Annotated in this window: 21 protein-coding genes and 2 riboswitches; of the genes, 12 read left to right on the top strand and 9 right to left on the bottom strand. The window is 61.9% G+C overall.

Annotation, left to right across the window (positions count from 1 at the left end):
* The first annotated feature begins 21 nt into the window (after positions 1 to 21).
* The 7 genes from RM192_RS09255 (at position 22) to gcvPB (ending at position 7,290) form a co-directional block, all read left to right on the top strand.
* On the top strand, positions 22 to 684 hold the full coding sequence (locus tag RM192_RS09255; protein WP_409233800.1) for an aspartate/glutamate racemase family protein: 663 nt from the start codon (positions 22 to 24) through the stop codon (positions 682 to 684).
* A 4-nt stretch (positions 685 to 688) separates the two neighbouring features.
* Positions 689 to 1,864: a deoxyguanosinetriphosphate triphosphohydrolase gene (locus tag RM192_RS09250; RefSeq protein WP_311507248.1), complete on the top strand. Its 1,176-nt coding sequence runs from the start codon at positions 689 to 691 to the stop codon at positions 1,862 to 1,864.
* A complete protein-coding gene (locus tag RM192_RS09245; RefSeq protein ID WP_311507247.1) occupies positions 1,857 to 2,534 on the top strand; it encodes an NAD(P)H-binding protein in 678 nt (225 codons plus the stop codon). Before RM192_RS09250 ends, RM192_RS09245 begins: the two co-directional genes overlap by 8 nt.
* Positions 2,535 to 2,588: 54 nt before the next feature.
* Positions 2,589 to 2,689: riboswitch (glycine riboswitch) on the top strand.
* Positions 2,690 to 2,818, top strand: a riboswitch (glycine riboswitch). It abuts the riboswitch before it with no gap.
* A gap of 33 nt (positions 2,819 to 2,851) precedes the next feature.
* On the top strand, positions 2,852 to 4,003 hold the full coding sequence (gcvT, locus tag RM192_RS09240) for a glycine cleavage system aminomethyltransferase GcvT (RefSeq protein ID WP_311507246.1): 1,152 nt from the start codon (positions 2,852 to 2,854) through the stop codon (positions 4,001 to 4,003).
* Complete coding sequence (gene gcvH, locus RM192_RS09235) at positions 4,003 to 4,374, top strand: glycine cleavage system protein GcvH (RefSeq protein ID WP_311507245.1); 372 nt, start codon at positions 4,003 to 4,005, stop codon at positions 4,372 to 4,374. Before gcvT ends, gcvH begins: the two co-directional genes overlap by 1 nt.
* 4 nt (positions 4,375 to 4,378) lie before the next feature.
* Positions 4,379 to 5,737, top strand: a complete 1,359-nt coding sequence (gene gcvPA, locus RM192_RS09230) for an aminomethyl-transferring glycine dehydrogenase subunit GcvPA (RefSeq protein WP_311507244.1) — start codon at positions 4,379 to 4,381, stop codon at positions 5,735 to 5,737.
* Complete coding sequence (gene gcvPB / locus RM192_RS09225; protein ID WP_311507242.1) at positions 5,734 to 7,290, top strand: aminomethyl-transferring glycine dehydrogenase subunit GcvPB; 1,557 nt, start codon at positions 5,734 to 5,736, stop codon at positions 7,288 to 7,290. The genes gcvPA and gcvPB overlap by 4 nt, the downstream gene beginning before the upstream one ends.
* A 59-nt stretch (positions 7,291 to 7,349) precedes the next feature.
* Here the strand turns inward: gcvPB and RM192_RS09220 are convergent, their stop codons facing one another.
* Positions 7,350 to 7,481 carry an Entericidin EcnA/B family protein gene (locus RM192_RS09220; protein WP_311507241.1) on the bottom strand — a complete coding sequence of 44 codons (132 nt, stop codon included), beginning with the start codon at positions 7,479 to 7,481 and terminating at the stop codon, positions 7,350 to 7,352.
* Between the two features lie 68 nt (positions 7,482 to 7,549).
* Complete coding sequence (locus RM192_RS09215; protein WP_311507240.1) at positions 7,550 to 8,065, bottom strand: DMT family transporter; 516 nt, start codon at positions 8,063 to 8,065, stop codon at positions 7,550 to 7,552.
* On the opposite strand from RM192_RS09215, the gene RM192_RS09210 reads away from it, so the two are divergent.
* Both RM192_RS09210 and RM192_RS09205 read left to right on the top strand, forming a co-directional pair.
* Positions 8,034 to 8,495: a hypothetical protein gene (locus RM192_RS09210; RefSeq protein ID WP_311507239.1), complete on the top strand. Its 462-nt coding sequence runs from the start codon at positions 8,034 to 8,036 to the stop codon at positions 8,493 to 8,495. The two genes, RM192_RS09215 and RM192_RS09210, sit on opposite strands and share 32 nt — an antisense overlap.
* 18 nt (positions 8,496 to 8,513) lie before the next feature.
* A complete protein-coding gene (locus RM192_RS09205) occupies positions 8,514 to 8,732 on the top strand; it encodes a hypothetical protein (protein WP_311507238.1) in 219 nt (72 codons plus the stop codon).
* A 263-nt stretch (positions 8,733 to 8,995) separates the two neighbouring features.
* On the opposite strand, the gene RM192_RS09200 is transcribed toward RM192_RS09205, so the two are convergent.
* Positions 8,996 to 10,543 (bottom strand): CpaF family protein, encoded by a 1,548-nt coding sequence (locus tag RM192_RS09200; protein WP_311507237.1) that lies wholly within the window; start codon positions 10,541 to 10,543, stop codon positions 8,996 to 8,998.
* 211 nt (positions 10,544 to 10,754) lie between these two features.
* Between RM192_RS09200 and RM192_RS09195 the strand changes: the two genes are divergently transcribed.
* Both RM192_RS09195 and RM192_RS09190 read left to right on the top strand, forming a co-directional pair.
* Positions 10,755 to 11,399, top strand: a complete 645-nt coding sequence (locus RM192_RS09195) for a class I SAM-dependent methyltransferase (protein WP_311507236.1) — start codon at positions 10,755 to 10,757, stop codon at positions 11,397 to 11,399.
* On the top strand, positions 11,392 to 12,255 hold the full coding sequence (locus RM192_RS09190; protein ID WP_311507235.1) for a hypothetical protein: 864 nt from the start codon (positions 11,392 to 11,394) through the stop codon (positions 12,253 to 12,255). The genes RM192_RS09195 and RM192_RS09190 overlap by 8 nt, the downstream gene beginning before the upstream one ends.
* Here RM192_RS09190 and RM192_RS09185 read toward each other — a convergent pair whose 3' ends face one another.
* Both RM192_RS09185 and RM192_RS09180 read right to left on the bottom strand, forming a co-directional pair.
* Positions 12,256 to 13,923, bottom strand: coding sequence for a glycosyltransferase family 39 protein (locus RM192_RS09185; protein ID WP_311507234.1), 1,668 nt, complete (start codon positions 13,921 to 13,923; stop codon positions 12,256 to 12,258).
* A complete protein-coding gene (locus RM192_RS09180) occupies positions 13,920 to 14,933 on the bottom strand; it encodes a glycosyltransferase (protein WP_311507233.1) in 1,014 nt (337 codons plus the stop codon). Before RM192_RS09180 ends, RM192_RS09185 begins: the two co-directional genes overlap by 4 nt.
* Positions 14,934 to 15,102: 169 nt before the next feature.
* Between RM192_RS09180 and RM192_RS09175 the strand changes: the two genes are divergently transcribed.
* Complete coding sequence (locus RM192_RS09175) at positions 15,103 to 16,005, top strand: DMT family transporter (protein ID WP_311507232.1); 903 nt, start codon at positions 15,103 to 15,105, stop codon at positions 16,003 to 16,005.
* A 27-nt stretch (positions 16,006 to 16,032) separates the two neighbouring features.
* Here the strand turns inward: RM192_RS09175 and RM192_RS09170 are convergent, their stop codons facing one another.
* From RM192_RS09170 to RM192_RS09155, 4 genes are read right to left on the bottom strand one after another with little or no spacing between them, the layout of a single operon-like run.
* Positions 16,033 to 16,875 (bottom strand): HAD hydrolase-like protein, encoded by an 843-nt coding sequence (locus RM192_RS09170; RefSeq protein ID WP_311507231.1) that lies wholly within the window; start codon positions 16,873 to 16,875, stop codon positions 16,033 to 16,035.
* Positions 16,872 to 18,344 (bottom strand): biotin carboxyl carrier protein, encoded by a 1,473-nt coding sequence (locus tag RM192_RS09165; RefSeq protein WP_311507230.1) that lies wholly within the window; start codon positions 18,342 to 18,344, stop codon positions 16,872 to 16,874. The genes RM192_RS09170 and RM192_RS09165 overlap by 4 nt, the downstream gene beginning before the upstream one ends.
* Entirely contained in the window at positions 18,341 to 19,687 is a 1,347-nt protein-coding gene (locus RM192_RS09160; RefSeq protein WP_311507229.1) for a biotin carboxylase N-terminal domain-containing protein, read from the bottom strand. Before RM192_RS09160 ends, RM192_RS09165 begins: the two co-directional genes overlap by 4 nt.
* Positions 19,684 to 20,130, bottom strand: a complete 447-nt coding sequence (locus RM192_RS09155) for a biotin/lipoyl-containing protein (RefSeq protein ID WP_311507228.1) — start codon at positions 20,128 to 20,130, stop codon at positions 19,684 to 19,686. The genes RM192_RS09160 and RM192_RS09155 overlap by 4 nt, the downstream gene beginning before the upstream one ends.
* Positions 20,131 to 20,133 lie beyond the last annotated feature (3 nt).

Genomic DNA, 20,133 nt, shown 5'->3' with positions numbered 1-20,133 from the left:
AAGATCGGCCTTATCGGCGGCATGAGCTGGGTTTCCACCCGCACCTATTACGAAGACATCAATCAACTGGTTCAGGCGCGCACCTCCAGGCTGACCAGCGCGCCGCTCCTGATCGAAAGCCTCGATTTTACCGACCTCGTCCGCTTGTCCACGCCTGAGCAGTGGGGGCATGCCGCCGGCGTACTGGCAGACAGCGCTCGCCGTCTGGAGCAGGCCGGTGCCACCGCGCTGTTGATCGGCGCGAATTCGATGCATAAGGTTTTTGACAAGGTCGCCGAAGCGGTATCCGTGCCGGTAATCCATATCGCCGACGTGGTGGGGGCCAGGATGAAGGCCGATGGCATCACCAACGCCACTTTGCTCGGCTCGCGCAACGTCGTGATGGAAAGCTTCTATCGCAAGCGCCTTGTCGCTCACGGCGTAACCCTGTTGCCTCCCGCGCTCGGTGATGTCGATGAAGTCGACCGCATCATTTACGAAGAGCTGATGCAGGGCAAGGCGACCCGCGCGGCAGAGCGCACGCTCAAAACGATGCTTACCAACATGGGCCAGCAGGGTGCGCAGGCCGCTGTCCTGGGATGTACCGAACTTGACATGGTTATCGATGTCGATGCCAACGTCCTGCCGATCTACGATGGCACCCGCATTCACGCCGAGGCCGCAGTCGACTGGATACTGGGATAAATCCATGACATTCGAGGGCCGCGCCCCTTACGCCAGCGATCCGGCGCGTTCGCGTGGGCGGGAATTTGCCATGGATCAGGGCGCGGCACGCGGGCCGCGTAGTGCCTTTCAGCGCGATCGTGACCGGATCATCCATTCGATTGCCTTCCGGCGCCTGCGCCACAAGACGCAGGTGTTCATCGCCCCCGACGGCGATCACTACCGCGTCCGCCTCACGCACAGCCTTGAAGTGGCGCAGATTGGAAGAGTTATTGCCCGTGCTCTGGGGCTGGACGAGGATCTGACCGAGGCGCTGTGCCTTGCCCACGATATCGGCCACCCGCCTTTCGGCCATGCCGGTGAAGATGCGCTGGAAGAGGCCATGGCAGGGGCAGGCGGGTTTGATCACAACGCGAACACCTTGCGTGTGTTGATGCGCCTCGAAAGTCCATATTGCGGGCACGAGGGCCTGAACCTTTCATGGGAAACGCTTGAAGGCCTCGCCAAGCACAATGGTCCGATTTTGCAGCCCGCCTGGGCATTGGCGGAACTTGACCGCGCCTATCCGCTGGATCTGACGACTTACGCCTCGCTGGAAGCACAAGTTGCAGCGATTTCGGATGATATCGCCTATGACAACCATGACATCGACGATGGTCTGCGCGCCGGGTTCCTCAATATCGATGACTTGATGCAACTACCATCCGTGGCAGACCAATGGCGCGGGATCGAGCGGCGTCATCCCGGCGCCCCGCAGGACCGCATGTTGCGCGAACTGGTACGCGGGCAGATCGGGCGGATGGTCAACGATGTAATTGCCGAGAGCCGGGCGCGGATCGCACAAAGCGGCGTCGCCAGCGTCGAGGATGTCCGCGCTGCAGACCGACCGCTTGCCACTTTCTCAAGCGCGATGGGCGAGGAAGAGCGCGCACTCAAGCAATTCATGTATGACAGGCTCTATCTGCATGAAGAGCAGTGCGCGACCGCTGACCGTGCGCGTGCGGTGATCGCAGAACTGTTCGCTGCTTATGCGCAGAACCCTTCAAAACTGCCTGAAAGCTGGCGGACGAGCCTGCCCGAGGCCGAGCCGGCGCGCACTCGCCACATCGCCGACTTCATTTCGGGCATGACCGACCGCTACGCCATTGACAGTTACGCCAGCTTGTTCGGAAAGACGCCGGAGGGCCTGCGCAATGTATGAAAAGACACGCGTCGTGCTTGTGGGCGCCACTGGTCTGATCGGGCGCGCGGTAATGGCAGAGGCGGTTGGGCGGCCGGACATCAACCTTGTTGCCGTGGCGCGGCGCGAAGTGCCGCTGCCCAAGGGCGCGCGGATGCAAATGCTGCTGTCTGATACCGCGCACTGGCCGGATGCGATCGCAGCAGGGCGCCCGCATACGGTAGTGATAGCGCTCGGCACTACGATCAAGGCTGTCGGTGGCGACAAGCCTGCATTCCGGGCGGTGGACCACGATCTGGTGCTGGAATGCGCGCAGGCGGCCAAGGAAGCGGGCGCGCGCCAACTGATCGTCGTGTCTTCGGTGGGAGCGCAATTCTCGTCGAAGAATTTCTACCTGTCGGTCAAGGGCGAGATCGAGGACAAGCTGGCCAGACTGCATTTCGACCGGTTCGATATCCTGCGTCCGGGCTTGTTGCGTGGGCACCGCGAAGGTCCGCCGCGCCCCGCCGAGCGTTTGGGCATGGCGTTCAGCCCATTGCTCGATCTGTTGATGATGGGGTCCTTGCGGAAGTATCGTTCGGCGCGTGCCAGCGATCTGGCTAAGGTTGTCCTGTCGCTCGCCGGAAGTAAGCAGCGCGGGCGGCAGGTTCATCACCACGACGATTTTCAGCGGATACTGCGCCGGGGATAATCGCGGGCGCGCGCGGTTGACTTCACCGGGGCTCGCAGCGACAAGGCCCACGTCGCTGGTCGCGCGGGAGAGCTCTCTCGATTCGTTCAGTATCGAGAGGCGCCGAAGGAGCAACCGCCCCGGAATCTCTCAGGCAAATGGACCGCGTTGGTCGATAGCGACGCTCTGGAAAGTGTCACTCCCGCAATGGGATGGGCCGCCGAAGGGGTAACCCCGCGCAAGCCCTCTTCTCGGGAGAGGAGGGTGGGGGAAAGCTCTCAGGTTTCCGTGACAGAGGGGGCGCCGAATGGCGTCTGAACTGCACGGAGTCCTGATTTGTGAGCGACACATACAACTTTACCGAAAACGATGAACCTGAGGCAGGTCCGCTGGCCTTGCCGCTCGACACCTGGCACCGCGCGCGCGGTGGCCGAATGGTCGATTTTGCCGGGTATTGGATGCCGGTCCAGTTTGAAGGCATCATCACGGAACATCTGTGGACCCGCGAACGCGCCGGGTTCTTCGACGTCTCGCACATGGGGCAGCTCTATATCTCGGGCGAAGGCGTGGAAGCCGCGCTCGAGGCGGTGCTGCCGATCGATCTGTCCACACTGCCAGTCGGCGGCGTGCGCTACTCGCTCCTCCTGAACGAGACTGGCGGCATTCTGGATGATCTGATGGTGACGCGCTGGGGCACCGGTTTTTACCTGGTGGTCAACGGCGCTACCAAATGGGACGATATTGCCCATTTGCGCGACCATCTGCCCGATGGCGTGACGATCAATCACCTCGACGAGAGCGCGCTGTTTGCTCTGCAAGGACCCAAGGCGGCCGGAGCGCTGGAAGCGCTGGTGACGGGTGAACAGCCGCTGTCGGCGCTCAGCTTCATGCGCGGCGGATCGTTCAAGCTTCGCGGCGTCGATGCCTGGATCAGCCGTTCGGGCTATACAGGCGAAGACGGGTTCGAAATCGCGGTTCCAGCTGAAAATGCCGCTGAGCTGGCCGATCAGATCTGCGCACAACCGCAGGTGAAGCCTGTCGGGCTTGGCGCGCGCGACAGCCTTCGCCTCGAAGCCGGGCTGCCGCTTTATGGGCACGAGATGAACGCAGGCGTCGATCCGGTCAGCGCGGATCTGCTGTTCGGGATCAACAAGCGCCGCCGCCGCGAGGGCTGTTTCCTCGGATCGGACGAAGTCCTTTCATCCGTCGCAAACGGTACGCCAACCCGCCGCGTCGGCCTGCTTATCGAAGGCCGCATGGCTGCGAGGGAGGGTGCGAAGGTCTTTTGCGGCGACACGGAGGTTGGCACGGTTACGTCCGGCGGCTTTTCGCCAAGTCTCGAACGCCCCATCGCCATGGCCCTTGTCGCAACCGAACACACCACGCTCGGCACCCAACTCACCATCGAAGTGCGCGGCCGAAAACTTGGTGCCACCGTCGCGCCGATGCCCTTCGTTCCCCACCACTATCACCGCAAAGGAGCCGCTTGATGACCCGCTATTTCACCAAGGACCACGAATGGATCGCGGTCGAAGGAAGCGAAGCAACTGTCGGCATCACCGACTATGCGCAGAGCCAGTTGGGCGACATCACCTTTGTCGAAGTGCCTGCGACTGGCAGCGCAGTCGGCAAGGGCGAAAGCGCCTCGGTCGTCGATAGCGTCAAGGCTGCTTCCGATGTCTATGCGCCTGTCTCGGGCACGGTGACTGTCGCCAACAGTGCGCTCGAAGAGCAGCCCGAACTGGTCAACACCGATCCCGAGGGCGAGGGCTGGCTGTGGAAAATGACGCTGTCCGACCCGTCCGAACTTGACGCCCTGATGGACGAGGCTGGCTACCAGGCCTTCGTCGCGGAGCTTTGATCCGATGCGCTATCTTCCCCTGACCGATGCGGACCGAAGCGCGATGCTCTCGGTAATTGGTGCTGGTTCCATCGACGAGTTGTTCGCCGATGTTCCAGCCGAAGCACGCCTGTCCGACCCGATTTCCGGCCTGCCGAACCACGCCAGCGAAATGGCGGTCGAACGCCACATGGCGCGCCTATCCGCAAACAACATCACCGCAGGTTCTGTGCCTTTCTTCCTGGGTGCCGGAGCCTATCGTCACCACGTCCCCGCCAGTGTCGATCACCTGATCCAGCGCGGCGAGTTCCTGACCGCCTACACGCCCTACCAGCCCGAAATCGCGCAGGGCACGCTGCAGGTGCTGTTCGAATTCCAGACGCAGGTAGCGCGCCTGTTCGGCACCGACGTCGCCAATGCCTCGCTTTACGATGGCTCGACCGCTTGCTGGGAAGCCATCGCCATGGCGGCGCGGATCACCAAGCGAAAGAAGGCGATCCTGTCCTCAGGCCTGCATCCGCACTACGTCGAAACCGCGCGGACGATGGCGAAGTTCACCGGCGACTTTCTGGACGCCAGCGCGCCTGAACTGACCACCGATCCGGACGATGCAGCCTTGATCGCAAAGATTGATGGCGCAACATCTTGCGTCGTCGTGCAGTACCCTGATGTTCTGGGCCGGATTCCCGATCTTGGCGCCATTGCAGCAGCGGTTCAGGCCAAGGGCGCTCTGCTGATCGCAGTCGTCACCGAACCGGTCGCGCTTGGCTTGTTGGAAAGTCCTGGCAGTCTCGGCGCCGATATCGTCGTGGGCGAGGGCCAGTCGATCGGCGTCGGCCTGCAATTCGGCGGGCCTTATCTCGGCCTGTTCGGTTGCCGTGAGAAGTTCCTGCGCCAGATCCCCGGCCGCCTGTGTGGCGAGACCGTGGATGCCGACGGCAAGCGTGGTTTCGTGCTGACGCTGTCTACGCGCGAACAGCATATTCGCCGCGAGAAGGCGACCAGCAACATCTGCACCAATTCGGGGCTGTGTGCGCTGGCGTTCTCGATCCACATGACCTTGCTTGGCGGGGAAGGGTTGATGAAGATGGCGAAGCTCAGCCACCTGCGTGCGCGGCAGACGGCGGAGCGACTTGCCATGATCCCCGGCGTCACCGTGGTGAACCGGCACTATTTCAACGAATTCGTGGTGACACTGCCCAAGGATGCGCGACAGGTCGTGCGTGATCTCGCAGACCGGCAAGTGCTGGGCGGCGTCTCAATGGGCCGGCTCTACCCGCAGGTGGGCAGCCTTTCTGGTGCACTGCTGGTGGCAGCGACCGAATGCACGAGCGAAGACGATATCGAAGCGCTGGCCACGGCGCTCACGGAGGTGCTGGCATGAACGAGCTCAACCCTTCGGGCTGGCGTCCGGCCATGGGCGGTACGTCTCCTGCTGACGCAATCCAGACTTTCACTGGAAATCGCGCGCTTCAACTGGAAGAAGCGCTGTTGTTCGAGCTTGGCTCGCCCGATCGCTCGGGCGTCGATTTCGATGACGTGGGTGACATCGACCTGACCGCCCTTGGCCCGCTCGCCCGCAGCCACCGTGCCGATCTTCCCGGTTTGTCAGAGCCTGAAACGGTTCGCCATTACACCCGCCTGTCGCGCCAGAACTATGCCATCGATCTTGGCCTGTTCCCGCTCGGATCGTGTACGATGAAGCACAATCCCCGGCTTGACGAGAAGGTCGCACGGATGCCGGGTTTTGCCGATGTCCACCCCTTGCAGCCGGTCCATACCGTGCAGGGCGCGCTGGGTGCCATCAACGAACTGGCCCACTGGCTGATCAGGCTTACGGGCATGCATGGGGTTGCGATGACACCCAAGGCTGGGGCGCATGGCGAACTGTGCGGGCTGCTGTGCATTCGCGCCGCGCTAGAGGCCAAGGGTGATCCGCGAGAGGTAATCCTTGTTCCCGAAAGCGCGCATGGCACCAACCCGGCCACGGCAGCATTCGCTGGCTACCGTGTCGAGAACATCCCTGCCACGCCGGAAGGCCGCGTCGATCTCGCTGCACTGACTGCGCGCCTTGGTCCGGATGTGGCGGGCGTGATGATCACCAACCCCAATACTTGCGGGCTGTTCGAACGCGATCTCAAGACCATCGCCGACGCGGTTCATGCGGCAGGCGGCTACGTTTACTGCGATGGTGCGAACTTCAATGCCATCGTCGGCCGGGTTCGGCCGGGTGACCTTGGGGTCGATGCCATGCACATCAATCTGCACAAGACGTTTTCGACTCCGCATGGCGGTGGCGGTCCAGGGTCTGGTCCTGTCGTCCTGTCCGAAGCGCTCAGCCCGTTCGGGCCGCTTCCATTCACGGCGCGTCAGCCCGATGGCAGCATCCGGTTGATCGAGGAGGAGCAGGCAAACGAGGAGCATCCGCAGGCATTCGGGCGCATGTGTGCGTTCCATGGCCAGATGGGCATGTTCACGCGCGCGCTTGCTTATATTCTCAGCCATGGCGCTGACGGGTTGCGCCAGGTTTCGAGCGATGCGGTGCTCAACGCGAATTACGTGTTGCGCAGACTTGACGACGTGCTGGATGCGCCGTTCGGCGGAGCAGGTCCGTGCATGCACGAAGCGCTGTTCTCAGACGATGGCTTTGCCGAGGGATTCTCGACGATCGACTTGGCCAAGGGCCTTATCGACGAGGGTTATCATCCGATGACGGTCTACTTCCCGCTTGTGGTGCACGGCGCCATGCTGGTTGAACCCACTGAAACCGAAAGCAAGGCGGGGCTGGACCAATTCATCGGGGCCATGCGCTCGCTGGCCGAGCGGGCAAGGGCGGGGGACCAGTTGCTCAAGTCCGCACCGCATCTGGCACCTCGGCGGCGGCTCGACGAAACGTTGGCCGCGCGCAAGCCGAAGCTGGTCTATAAGCCTGCCTGACGAAGAAAAGGCCGCTCGGGTATTCCCGGCGGCCTTTTCGTTTTAAATGAAGCGCGACCTTAGTTGATCGCTTCTTCGGTGGTCTTGGAAACGGACTTGAGATCGTCTCCAGCACCCTTGACGGTGTTGCAGGCCGTGGCACCGAGAAGCAGGCCACCCATCATCGTGGCGTAAAAGAACTTGCGGATCATGGTGATCACCTTTCGAAACGTGAATCGAGGCGCGGGCGCTTCGATGGACTGGACGAAAAGCAAACGCTCTATGGGCTGACCGGTTCCGCCGAGGCCTTTGGCGGCTTGCCCTGACCGTGTTCGCGCCAGACGATCACCAGACTGGCGCCGATGATCACCGGTGCTCCGACCCATGTCGAAGACGGCGGCAAGTGATCGAAAATGAGCCATCCCCAGAACGTTGCCCAGGCCAGTTGGATGTAGTCCACAACGATCACGCTGGAAACGGAAGCATAACGCAGCGATGCCGTCATCGCGATCTGGGCGGCAAGGCCCGTGATCCCGATGCCTCCCAGCATCAACCACCCCATCGAATCGTGGCTCGCTCCGGTCTTAAACAGGAAGAGCCCAAGCAGTGGCGCACTGAAAGCGGAAAAGTAGAACACCACGGTCAGCGGTTCTTCGGTCCGCCCAAGATCCCTGACCTGAACCGTGACAAGCGCGACCATGAAGGCAGCGCCGATCCCGATGGCGACGCCGACCAAGGGCAAGTTGCCGGTGTCTGGCCCTGCAATGATCAATACGCCAAGCAATCCGATCGTCACTGCCGACCAGCGCCAAGCGCCGACCTTTTCCTTGAGCAGCAGCGCCGAAAGGATCACCGCGAACATCGGTGCGGTAAACCAACACGGTCGCCTCAGCCAACGGCAGGACGCGGACCACGCCAAGCGTCAGGAACATGCCAGTGCCGCCGATCAACGCCCGCCGCGCATGAATCCAGGGACGCTGCGTTTTCAGGCGGTGCAACTGACCGCGTGCCAACAGCCATCCAAAGATGGCGATGGCGGGAAGGAACTGTCGCCAAAACAGCGTTTCTGGCAGCGCGATCCCCCGCTCGCCGGTCAGCTTGACCAGCAGCAGCATGACGGAAAACATCACTGTGGCAAGAAGGCGCAACGCAAGCGCGAACATCGGGCGGTCATGCGAGGGCATGGAACGCCCATACGCCATGGCCCCTTGCGATCAAGTCCCTAACTACCCATGTGGCCCGCCATGGAAGACTGGTTCGCGCGCATCTGGGAGTTTCACGCCGCCGCAGGTGCGCTAGCCCTTACCATCGCACTGATCGCCGTCTGGGCCGACCGACGGCGCCTGCACCGCACCAATCTTGATGCGGTGGGCTTCATGCCCTGGACAGTGATCTATCTGATCGCTTTCCTCACCGCCGTCCTGCTTGTCGGACTGGCGGCGAGGGAGTGGTTTGCTGCTTAGGGTCAGGACTTATTACCTGCGCCTTCGAGGCGTCGGAATGGCGAACATATCGGGCGGATACTCGCGCCGGGAAGGCTGGTTGCCTTTCCAAGCGAGTATCTGGCCGGGATTGAAGCCATTCCGGCGTCCCGCAGGGATTTGACCAAAATGGCCAGCTGCTGCGTTGGATGGGCTTGAAATAGAATGGCTATTCCTGCGCCCATCCGCCTTGCATCAGGCCATTTTGCTTCAAACCTCGAAGGCGCAGGTAATAGGTCCTGACCCTAGAGGCAGGCTTCCAGATAAGCCTGATCGAAACCGAACTGGCGCGCTTTTTCCAAGGTATAAGGACGCAGGCCCGACGAGCGGAACTCGCCGATGATCTTGCCTTCGTCGGTTTCGTCGAGATACTCGAACTTGAACAGTTCCTGCGTCACGATAACGTCGCCTTCCATGCCGATCACCTCGGTGACATTGGTCGTGCGGCGTGAACCGTCGCGCAGGCGCTTGACCTGCACGATGAGGTCGACCGATTCCGCGATCTGGCGCGAGATGGCTTCCTTGGGGATCTTGATGTCCCCCATCAGGATCATGTTTTCCATACGCCCAAGGCATTCGCGCGGGGAGTTGGCGTGAAGTGTGCACATCGAGCCATCATGGCCGGTGTTCATTGCCGCGAGCAGATCGAAGCATTCTGCGCCACGGATTTCGCCCAGGATGATGCGGTCGGGACGCATACGCAGGGCGTTCTTTACAAGGTCACCGATGGTGATCGCGCCTTGACCTTCGAGGTTCGGCGGGCGTGTTTCGAGCGGCAGCCAGTGCGGCTGCTGCAGGCGAAGTTCGGCGGCGTCTTCGATGGTCAGCACGCGCTCGCCCGGATCGATCATCTTCGACAGCGCGTTGAGCATGGTCGTCTTGCCCGAACCGGTGCCGCCCGAGATGACCACGTTCATGCGGCAAGCACCGGCGATCTTTAGGCAGGTCGCCATCTTGTCCGACATCGAGCCGAAATCGCGCAGCATGTCGATGGTGATCGGCTTTTCGGAAAACTTACGAATCGAGATCGCGGTGCCGCGCAAGCTGAGCGGCGGTACGATCACGTTGACGCGGCTGCCGTCTTTCAGGCGGGCATCGGCCAGCGGCGTGGTCTGGTCGACGCGGCGGCCGACCTGGTTGACGATGCGCTGGGCGATCTGGAACAGGTGGCTTTCGTCACGGAAACGGATCGGGGCGAGCACGAGCTTGCCCTTCTTTTCGATATAAGTCTGCTCCGGTCCGTTGACCATGATATCCGAGATGTCAGGATCGTTGAGCAGTTCTTCGAGCGGACCGAAACCGAGCAGTTCGTCGATCAGCACCTTTTCCAGCGCGAACTGTTCGCGGCGGTTTAGCGTGACCTTCAGTTCGGCCAGCACTTCAAGGATGATCGGACGGAACTCTTCCGACAACTCTTCCTTGGTCAGCGTGGCCGCAGCTTCGGGATCGACGCGTTCCAGCAGACGCGGCAGCACCTGTTCCTTGATCTTGTGAACCGAGGCCTCGAAGCCTTCGGCCTGATAGTTGCCCTCGTTCACGCCGTTGGCGCGGTCGGCCAGACGGGTCAGCGCATCGGCCTTGAGCGATGCTGCGTTTACCGGGCTATCGACCTGATCGAGATCGGGGAGGGGCGGGAACTGATCGCCACCCATGGGCATCGGCATGGGAACCGAGTTTTGCGGCGTGGACGGGGCGCTCTGTTCACCACCCTTCATGGGACGTGCGATGCCGAATGACGACCGTGCGCTGCCAGACGTCCCAGCGATCCCGTTCTTTCGCCCGAAAGCACTCATCTACAATTCCCGTCCGGTTCAAGACCATGCATTCGCCTTTTCGGGCGATGATCCGTGTGTTGCCTTGGTAATTACCTGCGAAACTTTGAAGATTTGCTAACGACGATCACGCTGTCACCATGGTGCCGGATATGTTGCGAAACATCGTTAGTGCTATCTTAACGCGCCCTGGGTATTCGATTGGACAGGCGAATGTGACGGGGGTAAATTCATGCAAGCTGCCAAACAGGTCTATTCAGCGTCAGCGCAGGCTATAGCCGAGTTGCCGTTGCTTGAGGGTTTCTGGCAAGCGGCTGTGAAGTCCGACCCTTGGGGTGGTCGCCGCTGGCTGGCCTCGCTTCTGGCCATTCATCAGCCGGAGCGCATGATCCCGCTTGATTGCCCGTGGTGGAATGTCGCTGCGACGCGCGAAATCGACGCGTTTCTGGCCGCCCGTCCCGACGCGCGCGTCTTTGAATACGGATCAGGCGCCAGCACCGCATGGCTTTCGCGCCGCGCACGTGAAGTCATCAGCGTCGAGCATCACGCCGGCTGGCACGCGCGCCTTGGAGAGCTTATTGCCGATCGCGCCAACGTGCGGCTCTGGCACCGCGACCTTTCCGGTCCGGGGTATGTCAGCGCAATCGCCGAAGCAGGCGGCCAGTTCGATTTGATCGTGGTAGATGGGCGTGACCGCAACGCGTGTCTCGCTCAGGCCTTGCCATTCCTGAAGACCGGCGGTCTTGTTCTGTTCGACGACACAGGGCGTCGCCGCTATCGCAGTGCCATAAAGGCATGCGGGTTGAAGGAAGACCGCCATTTTGGCCGCTCCTACTGCGTGCCTTATCCCGATTTTACCAGCATCCTGCATGGCTGAGGTCAAGCGGCAGTATCCCTCTGCCGGTCCTGATAATACCAAGTTTCGCAAGCGCGCTGCCCGGTGGGGCGGCGCGCTTGTCGTGACCGCCTGCGCCGGTTTTATCGGGCACCGGATTGCCGCACTGGATCCCGGCCAACTGGCCGCGCAGGCATCGTGGCCACTTGCGGGCGCCCTGGCGGCAGCGCCCTGCCTGTTTGCCTTGTCCGACAAGCTGCTGAGCAACGCCTGGTTGGTTCTTGCTGCGGCGACTGAACAGATGCGGCCCCGTCAGGTCGATGCCCTTTACGGGCGCGGAGTGCTGGCCAAGTATCTTCCCGGCTCCGTCTTTCAATATGCCAGCAGGCAGGTCGAAGGCGCGGCTGCAGGATTGTCGCATAGCGTGCTGGCGAAGGCGAGCTTGACCGAGATCGGCCTTCACGTGCCGGCGAGCATGGTTGCTGCGGGCATAAGTGTCGCTGTGGTCGAAATGCCGTGGATCGGCGGCGCCGCAATTGCCGGAGCAGCCTATCTGGCATTGCGCGCCAAGGCTGGACTGGTGCGCGCTGCCGCGCTGCAGTTTGGCGCCTTTGCCTGCTTCGCTGCCTCTGCCGCCGTCGTTGGGGCGGCGTTGCTGCCGACAGGAGCGCCGCTAGGCCTGTTTGGTGCGCTGTTTCTGATGGCGTGGTTGGCGGGGTTTCTCGTGCCGGTGGCGCCGGGAGGTCTGGGCGTGCGCGAAGCTGCATTGCTGGCACTCGCCGGCTCACAGTTTCCTGCCGGACCGTTGCTGGCCTGTGTGCTTGCGCTGCGGATCGCCTCGATCATGGGCGATGTCCTTTTCGGCGTGGTCGCCCTGCTGCGTGCACGCCAGGCCTGATCAGAAGTCCTTCAAGACCGGAATGCCGGTATAAAGCTGGCGCGGGCGGGGGAGGTGGTCACCCCAGCGGAGCGTGACGCCCTGCGATGACGAATGCTGCAGCACGTGGCTGCCCCGGCCGAGACGCATGACTGCTCCTTTGCCGAACATGACCCCGTCGATTGTCGCTGCTGCGCCTTCAACAGTGTAGTTGCCTGGCGCATAGACGGTAAAGTTGGCAGGTGCCGATTGCGGCGCGAACGTGTGTCCTGCAACCCAGAGCGGACCCCAATGCGGAACATAACCGTCCTTGAGCAGGATGCGGTCTTCCGGCTTCAGTTCCCATGCGCCTGCACGGTCCGACTGGTTGCGAACGAGCGGTTCCTGATTGACGATCAGCAAGGGCACCACTTGTTCACGGGCAACTTCAGCCATTGTAGGCTCAAGCCCTGCGCGGTACTTGCGAATGCCCCAAACGGTCATGAACAGGTTCGCCTTGCGGAAATCAGGCACCATTCCCGGAAAGTCGAAATAGGCGACCGGCTCGGGGAAAACTTCGTGGACCGCGACCAGCATCTGCTTTTGTGCGGGCAGAACTTCGCGCGGCGTTGCAAAGCTTGAAATTGCTGCCTGAACAAGCATCGCTGCGAGCAGAATCCGCGTGCCCAGGCTCTCCTGCATCGCAGCGAGCCCAACCGCGCCTGCCACCGCAACCGGCGGCAGGATAAAGGCGTAGAAATAGGGAAAGCTGTTCGCATAAAACGATACACAGCCAATCGTTGCCAAAAGCAGCCAGGCGGCGATGCGAAGGTTGCGCTCTGGCGCCGTACTTTTGCGAGCGAGCATGATTGCCGTTCTGATCGTTATCAGTGCCAGCAGAGGAGCACTGAAAATAGCCCCAATGAGATAGGGGCCGCGCGGAAACAGCCCAAGATCGAACATCATCTTGCCCGACGAGGAAAGGCTGCGTCCAGCTTCGCGCGCTGCGGGCGGTGGAGCCACCGGAAGCGTCAGCCACCCAAGCCATGTGAACAGTCCCGAGAATACCAAACTGAGCGCTATGAACGCAGCGCCTTTGCGCAGGAGTTCGCGCCTGTCACTGCCATCGTGCCAGCGCAGCCACGCGATAGCCACGAAGGCAGGAGCGTAAAGCACGATCTTTATGGTGACCGTGAAGCCAATGGCGATTAGAATGGCAGCACCGGTTATCGCGGTGACCGACAGCTTGTGGCGCAGTAAGATCCACAAGGCTCCCATCAGGCAGGCAGCGGCCATGGGATCGGCGCGGAAAGACATGCCATGCTGCAGCACGTATCCCGCCGTGACGTAGGAAAGGGTCGCCAGAAGCGCGGTCGTGGCATTCACGAACCGCCGGGAAATGGCAAAGATCGAGCAACACGTGACAAGCTCGCAGGCAAGCATAAAGAACCGCGCCAGGCGGATCTGATCAACCGCATCGATTCCGAGCGAGGCAAGCCAGAAGAATGCCCGCGCATAGAATACCTGCAGCAGTTCATGCAGTTCGCCGCGTGCAAACGCGTGCGCTTCGCTGAGATGAAAGAACTCGTCCCAGTTCACCGGGCGGTTCCACACCAGTTCTACCTGAAGGAGCAAGACCACGCCAAGCGCCGCTAAAACCCAGGATGAGTCCTTGCTGCCGGCCTTGTCACCTGCAACCGGCATGGTCATGCGCGGCGTTTCCAGGCACTTCCTGCGTTGTCTGCACCGGAATGGGCCGGTGGATTATCGAAGCTCTCGATGCGCTCTTCAAGCATGCGAAGCTTGTGCAGCGATGCTTCAAGCAGCTTCCGGTTGGCGCCAATCAGTTCAGCCAGCACCCCCATCAACCCGGTCAGTGCGCCCAGCACGAGCATGGCGCCGCCGATCACGAGCGACTGAACGTGGCCGTCACCGTCTCCCATCGCCCAGAGGGCCAGGAAGCGGAGCAATGGCAGGAAGCCGACCAAGGCCAGGAGTCCGCCGATGACCGCAAAAGTTCGCAGCGGATTGTAGGTTGCGTAGGCCCGGCCCATCGTCAGCAACTGGCGCGAGATGAACTGCGGGATGGAACTGAACAGGCGCGACGGGCGCATAGTCTGGTTGGTGCGGATCGGCACGCTGACGATCTTGAAACGCTTGCGTCCCGCCTGGATCAGCATGTCAGTCGTATAGCTGAACTCAGTGGTGATGGTGATCCGTTGCGCCACTGTCCGACTGATCGCACGGAAACCGCTGACGGCGTCGGTCACGTCAGTGCGCGAAAGATTTCGTACAACCGCACTGCCGAGCCGTTGCAGAAGCTGCTTGAACGGGCCGAAGTGCTCGTTGCGGCCAACACCGCGATCCCCGATCACGATATCGGCTTCCCGAGCAACGATGGGCGCGACCAGCTTGGCGATGTCCTCGCCGACGTACTGGCCATCGGCATCGGTGTTGACGATGATATCAGCCCCAGCGGCCAAGGCTGCGTCGATTCCGCTCTGGAAAGCAGCAGCAAGCCCGCGATTGCGGCGGTGCTGGACGATGTGGTGTGCGCCGAAACGGCGCGCGACGTCTGCCGTGCCGTCGCTGCTGCCGTCGTCGATGATCAATATCTCGATCTGGTCGATTCCGGGAATGACGCGAGGCAACGCCACCAGCGTGTCCGGCAGGCTTTCAGCTTCGTTGAGGCATGGAATCTGGATGATTAGCTTGGTCATTCTACCCCGTCCCGTGCGCAAAGTGGCGGCTCGTCAATCAGGGGTGATAGGGAGTCGTGGTTAACTCCCGGTAAAGAGTCCGGAACTGCAATCAGGTCTGGTTTGCGGGTCAAAGCCGAAGTAGGTCCGACAACGTTGCCAGGTCGGGCAACCCTTCGGAGCAGCACATTTGCAGGACAGTCAAAAATCGGCGCTGGTCTTCGCCCTGTTCGGCTTTGCGCTTTTTTCGGTCGGCGATGCTGCGGTCAAGGGCATGGCAGGATTGTGGCCGGGAACGGCAATTGCAGCCTTGCGCTACGTATTCGGCGCGATCGGTCTCGGCATTGCGCTCGGCGTCAAGGAAGGACGCGCCGGGTTCACATTTCCCAGGCTGCGCTGGCAGATCCTGCGCGGGGTCAGCGTCGGAACCTCGGCGGTGGCATTCTTCAGCGCCGTGCAATTGATGCCCATCGGCGAGGCAACAGCGATCTCGTTCACCAGCCCGATGATCACCTCACTGCTTGCCGCGCTCGTTCTGAAAGAACCTCTTCGCCGCGAAACATGGATTGCGTGCGGAGTGGCTTTTGCAGGCGTCCTGCTCATCCTCAGGCCGAATTTCAGTCTGTTCGGATGGGCTGCGCTCCTGCCAATCGTTTCTGCGACGTGCATGGCTCTGCTAATCATCGCCAACCGCCGTGTCGCAGGCACGGGCAGCGCGTTGTCGATGCAGTTCAACGTGGCGGTCATCGGCGCAAGCTGCTTGATCGCGATGACCGTTGCCGGGCATTTCAGTGGGATAGAGCGTCTCGCAGTGCCGCTACCGCAAACATCGGTCGTTCTGAGATGCGCTATGATAGCTGTCAGCGCGACCATGGCCCATGCGCTGATCTATTTGGCAACGACGAGGGCAGGGGCCGCGACAATCGCGCCGATGACTTACGTGCAATTGCTGATGGCCGGCGCGTTCGGGTGGGTGCTGTTTGGCGAGCGCCCGGATCTGCTATCCGCCGTGGGCGCAGTGGTGATCGTTTGCGCAGGCCTCTACCTGTGGCGTTCGGGCCGCGGACCCGCTGAACCGGTGATGACCGAATAGGCGGCGTCCGCGACTGCCGAAAGGCTGCTAGAGCAGCTGCAGCAGAGGCTCGAGATTGGACAGCAGGATAGAGGGGCGATCCTTCTCGGGAAGAGCATCATCGGAAGCCATGATGCCGGTAGCGAGGCCCAGCGAGTGCGCTCCTACGGTATTGGCCATGCGCATCTCCAGCGCCGGATCATCGCCGACCACGACGACGTCCTTCGTTGCCGAACGCGGCAGCCCCATTACGGCCATGGCCGTCTCGAACGCCACGCGAGAAGGCTTGCCAAGAATACGCGGGCGCTTGGCGGTCATGGCGGTGAGCATGGCGTTGATCGGGTAGCTTGCCCCGATTGCGCGCCCGTTCTCGGTGGCGAAAAACGGCACGTTGCTGGCCGTCACCAGCTTTGCGCCGTGCCATAGCGAGTGGCATCCGGCCTCCAGAGCAGCGAAGTCGAATTCGCGGAACCAGCCCGTGTATACGGCATGGACGCCTTCTGCTTCCTCCGAGGGTCCGACCACTTCGAGACCGGCATCGACCAGCGGAGCGGCACATCCGGCATTGCCCAGAACGCGCACCTTGGTCATGCCGTTCTTGGCTAACCAGACCGCCGCCGAAGACGATGGGGTGAGCATAAGGTGGTCATCAACCGGGAAGCCAGCCGCGCGCAGCGAAGCGGCATACGTTGCCGGAGGCTTGGCAGTGCCATTGGTGAACACCACATAGGGCGTACCGTTCGCCTTGAGTGTTTCCAGCACTTCGATGGCGTGCGGAAGAGCGCGGTGGCCGCCGCTCTTCGCGTCGCCCAGCGCGATGGTGCCGTCCATGTCGAAGATATAACCTGCCGCATCCTTGAGGCGGGCCTTGAAATCGGGGGAAATTGTCAAAGCGATGCTCCAGCGTGAAGGGCCATGCGGAAACTCCCACGCTCGACCACGATGTCTCGCGCGTCGGGTTTTGCGGCCAATTGGCGAAGCAGGGAAATGATCGGTGCAGCTTCCGGGGTGTAAGTGGATCGCGAGCGACCCGCGGCTAGCATGGCATCAACCTGTTCCCCCGGCATGACCGCGCGAAGCAGGAATTCCTCGTCTGGAAGATCTGCGCCGAATTGGCGACGCAAGTCGGCGAGTGCGGGGAACAGAGGTTCATTTTCCAGTTCGCGGGAGCGGGGGCGGTCCATTATGGTGGCCAGGACTTCTGAATTGATGGGTGAGGTCGGCTTGCCGAATTTGCCCATGCTGTAGCGGATGACCTGATCCGAAACCTGCGCGTAACGTCGGTCGCCGATCACATTGTAGAGCGCCTGGGTCATGACCATTTGCGGGAACGGCGTGACCATGATCGGATAGCCAAGATCGGCGCGAACCTGACCGGTCTCTTCGATTACTGCACCCATCCTGTCCGCCAGCCCGAGTTCGTCAAGTTGACGGGCAATTGTGGTCATCACGCCACCTGCAATCTGGTGACGCAGGAAGCTGGCATCGAAGTTCTGCGGTCGGCCTGATGGAAGCCCTTCGGCATTAGCCACCCTGTTCCAGTAATCCGTCAGGCGGGCGAGCGCGCGCTTGTCGATTCCGACGGAAAAGCCCGCTTCCTCGAGGTTGGCGACCATGCGGTTGGCTTCAGGTAGAGAGGACCCGTCGCCACCCGGACCGACGCCAACGTGGATCGCCGAAATGCCGAGTCTGGCCGCTTCGAGGCTCGACATCATGCCGAGGCCGACCGTGGTGTGGGAGTGAATTTCGAGCGGCTTGTTCCCGATTGCGGCCTTGATCGCAGGAACCAGCGTTCGCGCACGGTCTACGCTGAGCAGACCGGCGGGATCCTTGATGTAGTAAAGGTCGATGTCCTGGCTTTTGCCGACCTCGCGCGCAAAGTTCGCGTAGAACGCGTCGGTGTGAATTTCCGACAGCGTGAAGGTCAGCGCGCACATCACTTCAGCGTCACCTTCCTCCTTCACAAGGCGAGCCGTCTCGATCACCGCAGGAACCTCGTGCATCGGATCGAGCAGGACGAAGCGACCGACGCCATTGGTTTGCAGCGCGCGATAGACGAGGCGCATGAAATCTGGGTCCGCCTGCTGCCATGCGATGAAGCGCAGGCCCGTGGTGATGAACTGCAGTGGCGTGGTCGGCATCGCCGCATGCATCCGGCGCAGGCGCTCCCAAGGGTTGTTCTGGAAATAGCGCACTGCCACGGCCATATGGCTCGACGAGGTGAAGTCTATCGCGCGGAAGCCGCAAGCCTCGGTCAGCGCGGCTGCCTGGAGCATGTGCGCGGTATTCAGCCCGGTTGCACCCCACAAGCTTTGGTTGCCGTCACGCATGGTGACGTCGACAAGTCTGATTTCGGTCATTGGGCGAGCCCTGCAAGAAAGCCTGTATCAACACCGCCGGCAATAAAGCGCGGGTCTTTGACGATGCGGCGGTGAAGCGGTGTGGTGGTCGGCAAGCCGTCGATCTGCAGGGTGCCAAGGGCCCGGGTGAGCCGTTCAACCGCCTGCTCCCGGGTTGCACCATGCACAATCAGCTTGCCCATCAGTGAATCGTAGAACGGCGGAACTTCACCACCGTTGCCGATGTGGCTATCGACGCGAACACCCTCGCCTGCAGGCCAAGCCGCCCGGGCAACGGTCCCCGGTGATGGCCGGAAGTCGGCATCAGGGTCTTCGGCGTTGATCCGCACTTCGATGGCATGACCAACCGGACGGATCATCGCCTGGGTGAGGCCGAGCGACTTGCCCGACGCAACGAGCAATTGCTGCTCGACCAGATCGACCCCGGTGATCGCTTCAGTGACCGGATGCTCTACCTGAATGCGCGCGTTGAGCTCGAGGAAAAAGAAGGAAAAGTCGTCTGCATCGACAAGGAATTCGGCTGTGCCTGCACCGCGATAACCGAGGTGCCGGGCAAGGCGCACCGCCGCGTCCTCGATACCTGCGCGTGCCGCTTCCGGCATGGCGGGGGCAGGGGCCTCCTCGACCAGCTTCTGGAACCGGCGCTGGATCGAGCAATCGCGCGTGCCAAGGTGGATCGCGCTGGTGCCGTCGCCCAGCAATTGCACTTCCACATGGCGACCACGCGCAACGAAGCGTTCGACATAGACCGCAGCATTGCCGAACGCCGCCTGCGCCTCGGCCTGTGCCATGTCGAGCGCAGTGTCGAGATCCTCTGCGCGATCGACCCGGCGCATGCCCTTGCCGCCGCCGCCCGAAACCGCCTTGAGCAGGAGGGGGTAGCCCGTCTGCGCCGCGCGGGTGTGAACGTCGGCGCGAGTTGCCGCCTCACCACCGGGCAGGACCGGCAGGCCAGCCTCGACTGCGAGCGCCCGGGCAGCAAGCTTGTCACCCATGCCTTCAAGCGTAGCAATGTCGGGGCCGACGAACCGCATCCCGGCAGCCAGAACCGCACGTGCGAAAGTAGCGTTTTCGGACAGGAAGCCGTAGCCCGGATGAACAGCGTCACATCCGGCACCGACTGCGGCGGCAACCACGCGCTCAACCGACAAGTAGCCTTGCGACGAGGGGCCGGGACCGACGATTGCGACATGATCAACGAACTTCGCTGGCAACGATGCCGCATCGGCTTCCGACGCACCGAGAACGGTTTCGATCCCCATGCGACGGGCCGTCCGCGCGATACGCAGGGCAATTTCGCCCCGATTGGCGATGAACAGCCGTTTGATGGTGCCTGACGTCATTTTACGCGCACCAACGCATCGCCCTTGGCAACAAGCGTGCCGTCCGCGACGACGAAGTCGGAGACGGTGCCGCTGCGTCCCGCGTGGACCGGATTCATCAGCTTCATCGTTTCGACGATGCCAATTACGGTCTCAGGGCCAACGGTGTCGCCCGGCTTGATGAAAGGCGGGGCACCGGGCTGCGGCGAATGATAGAAAGTGCCGGGCAAGGGTGAGCAGATCGCATCAGGATCGGCTTCGGCCGCAGCCGCACCGCTGGCAACTTCGCCCGCAGCCCCGGCCCATTGCCATTCTTGCGTCAAGCCGCCACCGGCATCGTCGCCTTTGGCTACGCGCAGACGGAACCGGCGCGTGGCCAGATCCAGTTCGCGGTAACCGGACTTCTCGAGAATCGCCGCAATCTCGGCAACGTCTTCATGGCTAAGGGGCAGATCGTCGTTCATTGT

The organism is Novosphingobium sp. MMS21-SN21R, from assembly GCF_031846015.1.
In the GTDB taxonomy this organism is placed as follows: domain Bacteria; phylum Pseudomonadota; class Alphaproteobacteria; order Sphingomonadales; family Sphingomonadaceae; genus Novosphingobium.
The sequence above is the reverse complement of the archived record's forward strand: the minus strand, read 5'-3'. Positions and strand labels throughout refer to the sequence as shown.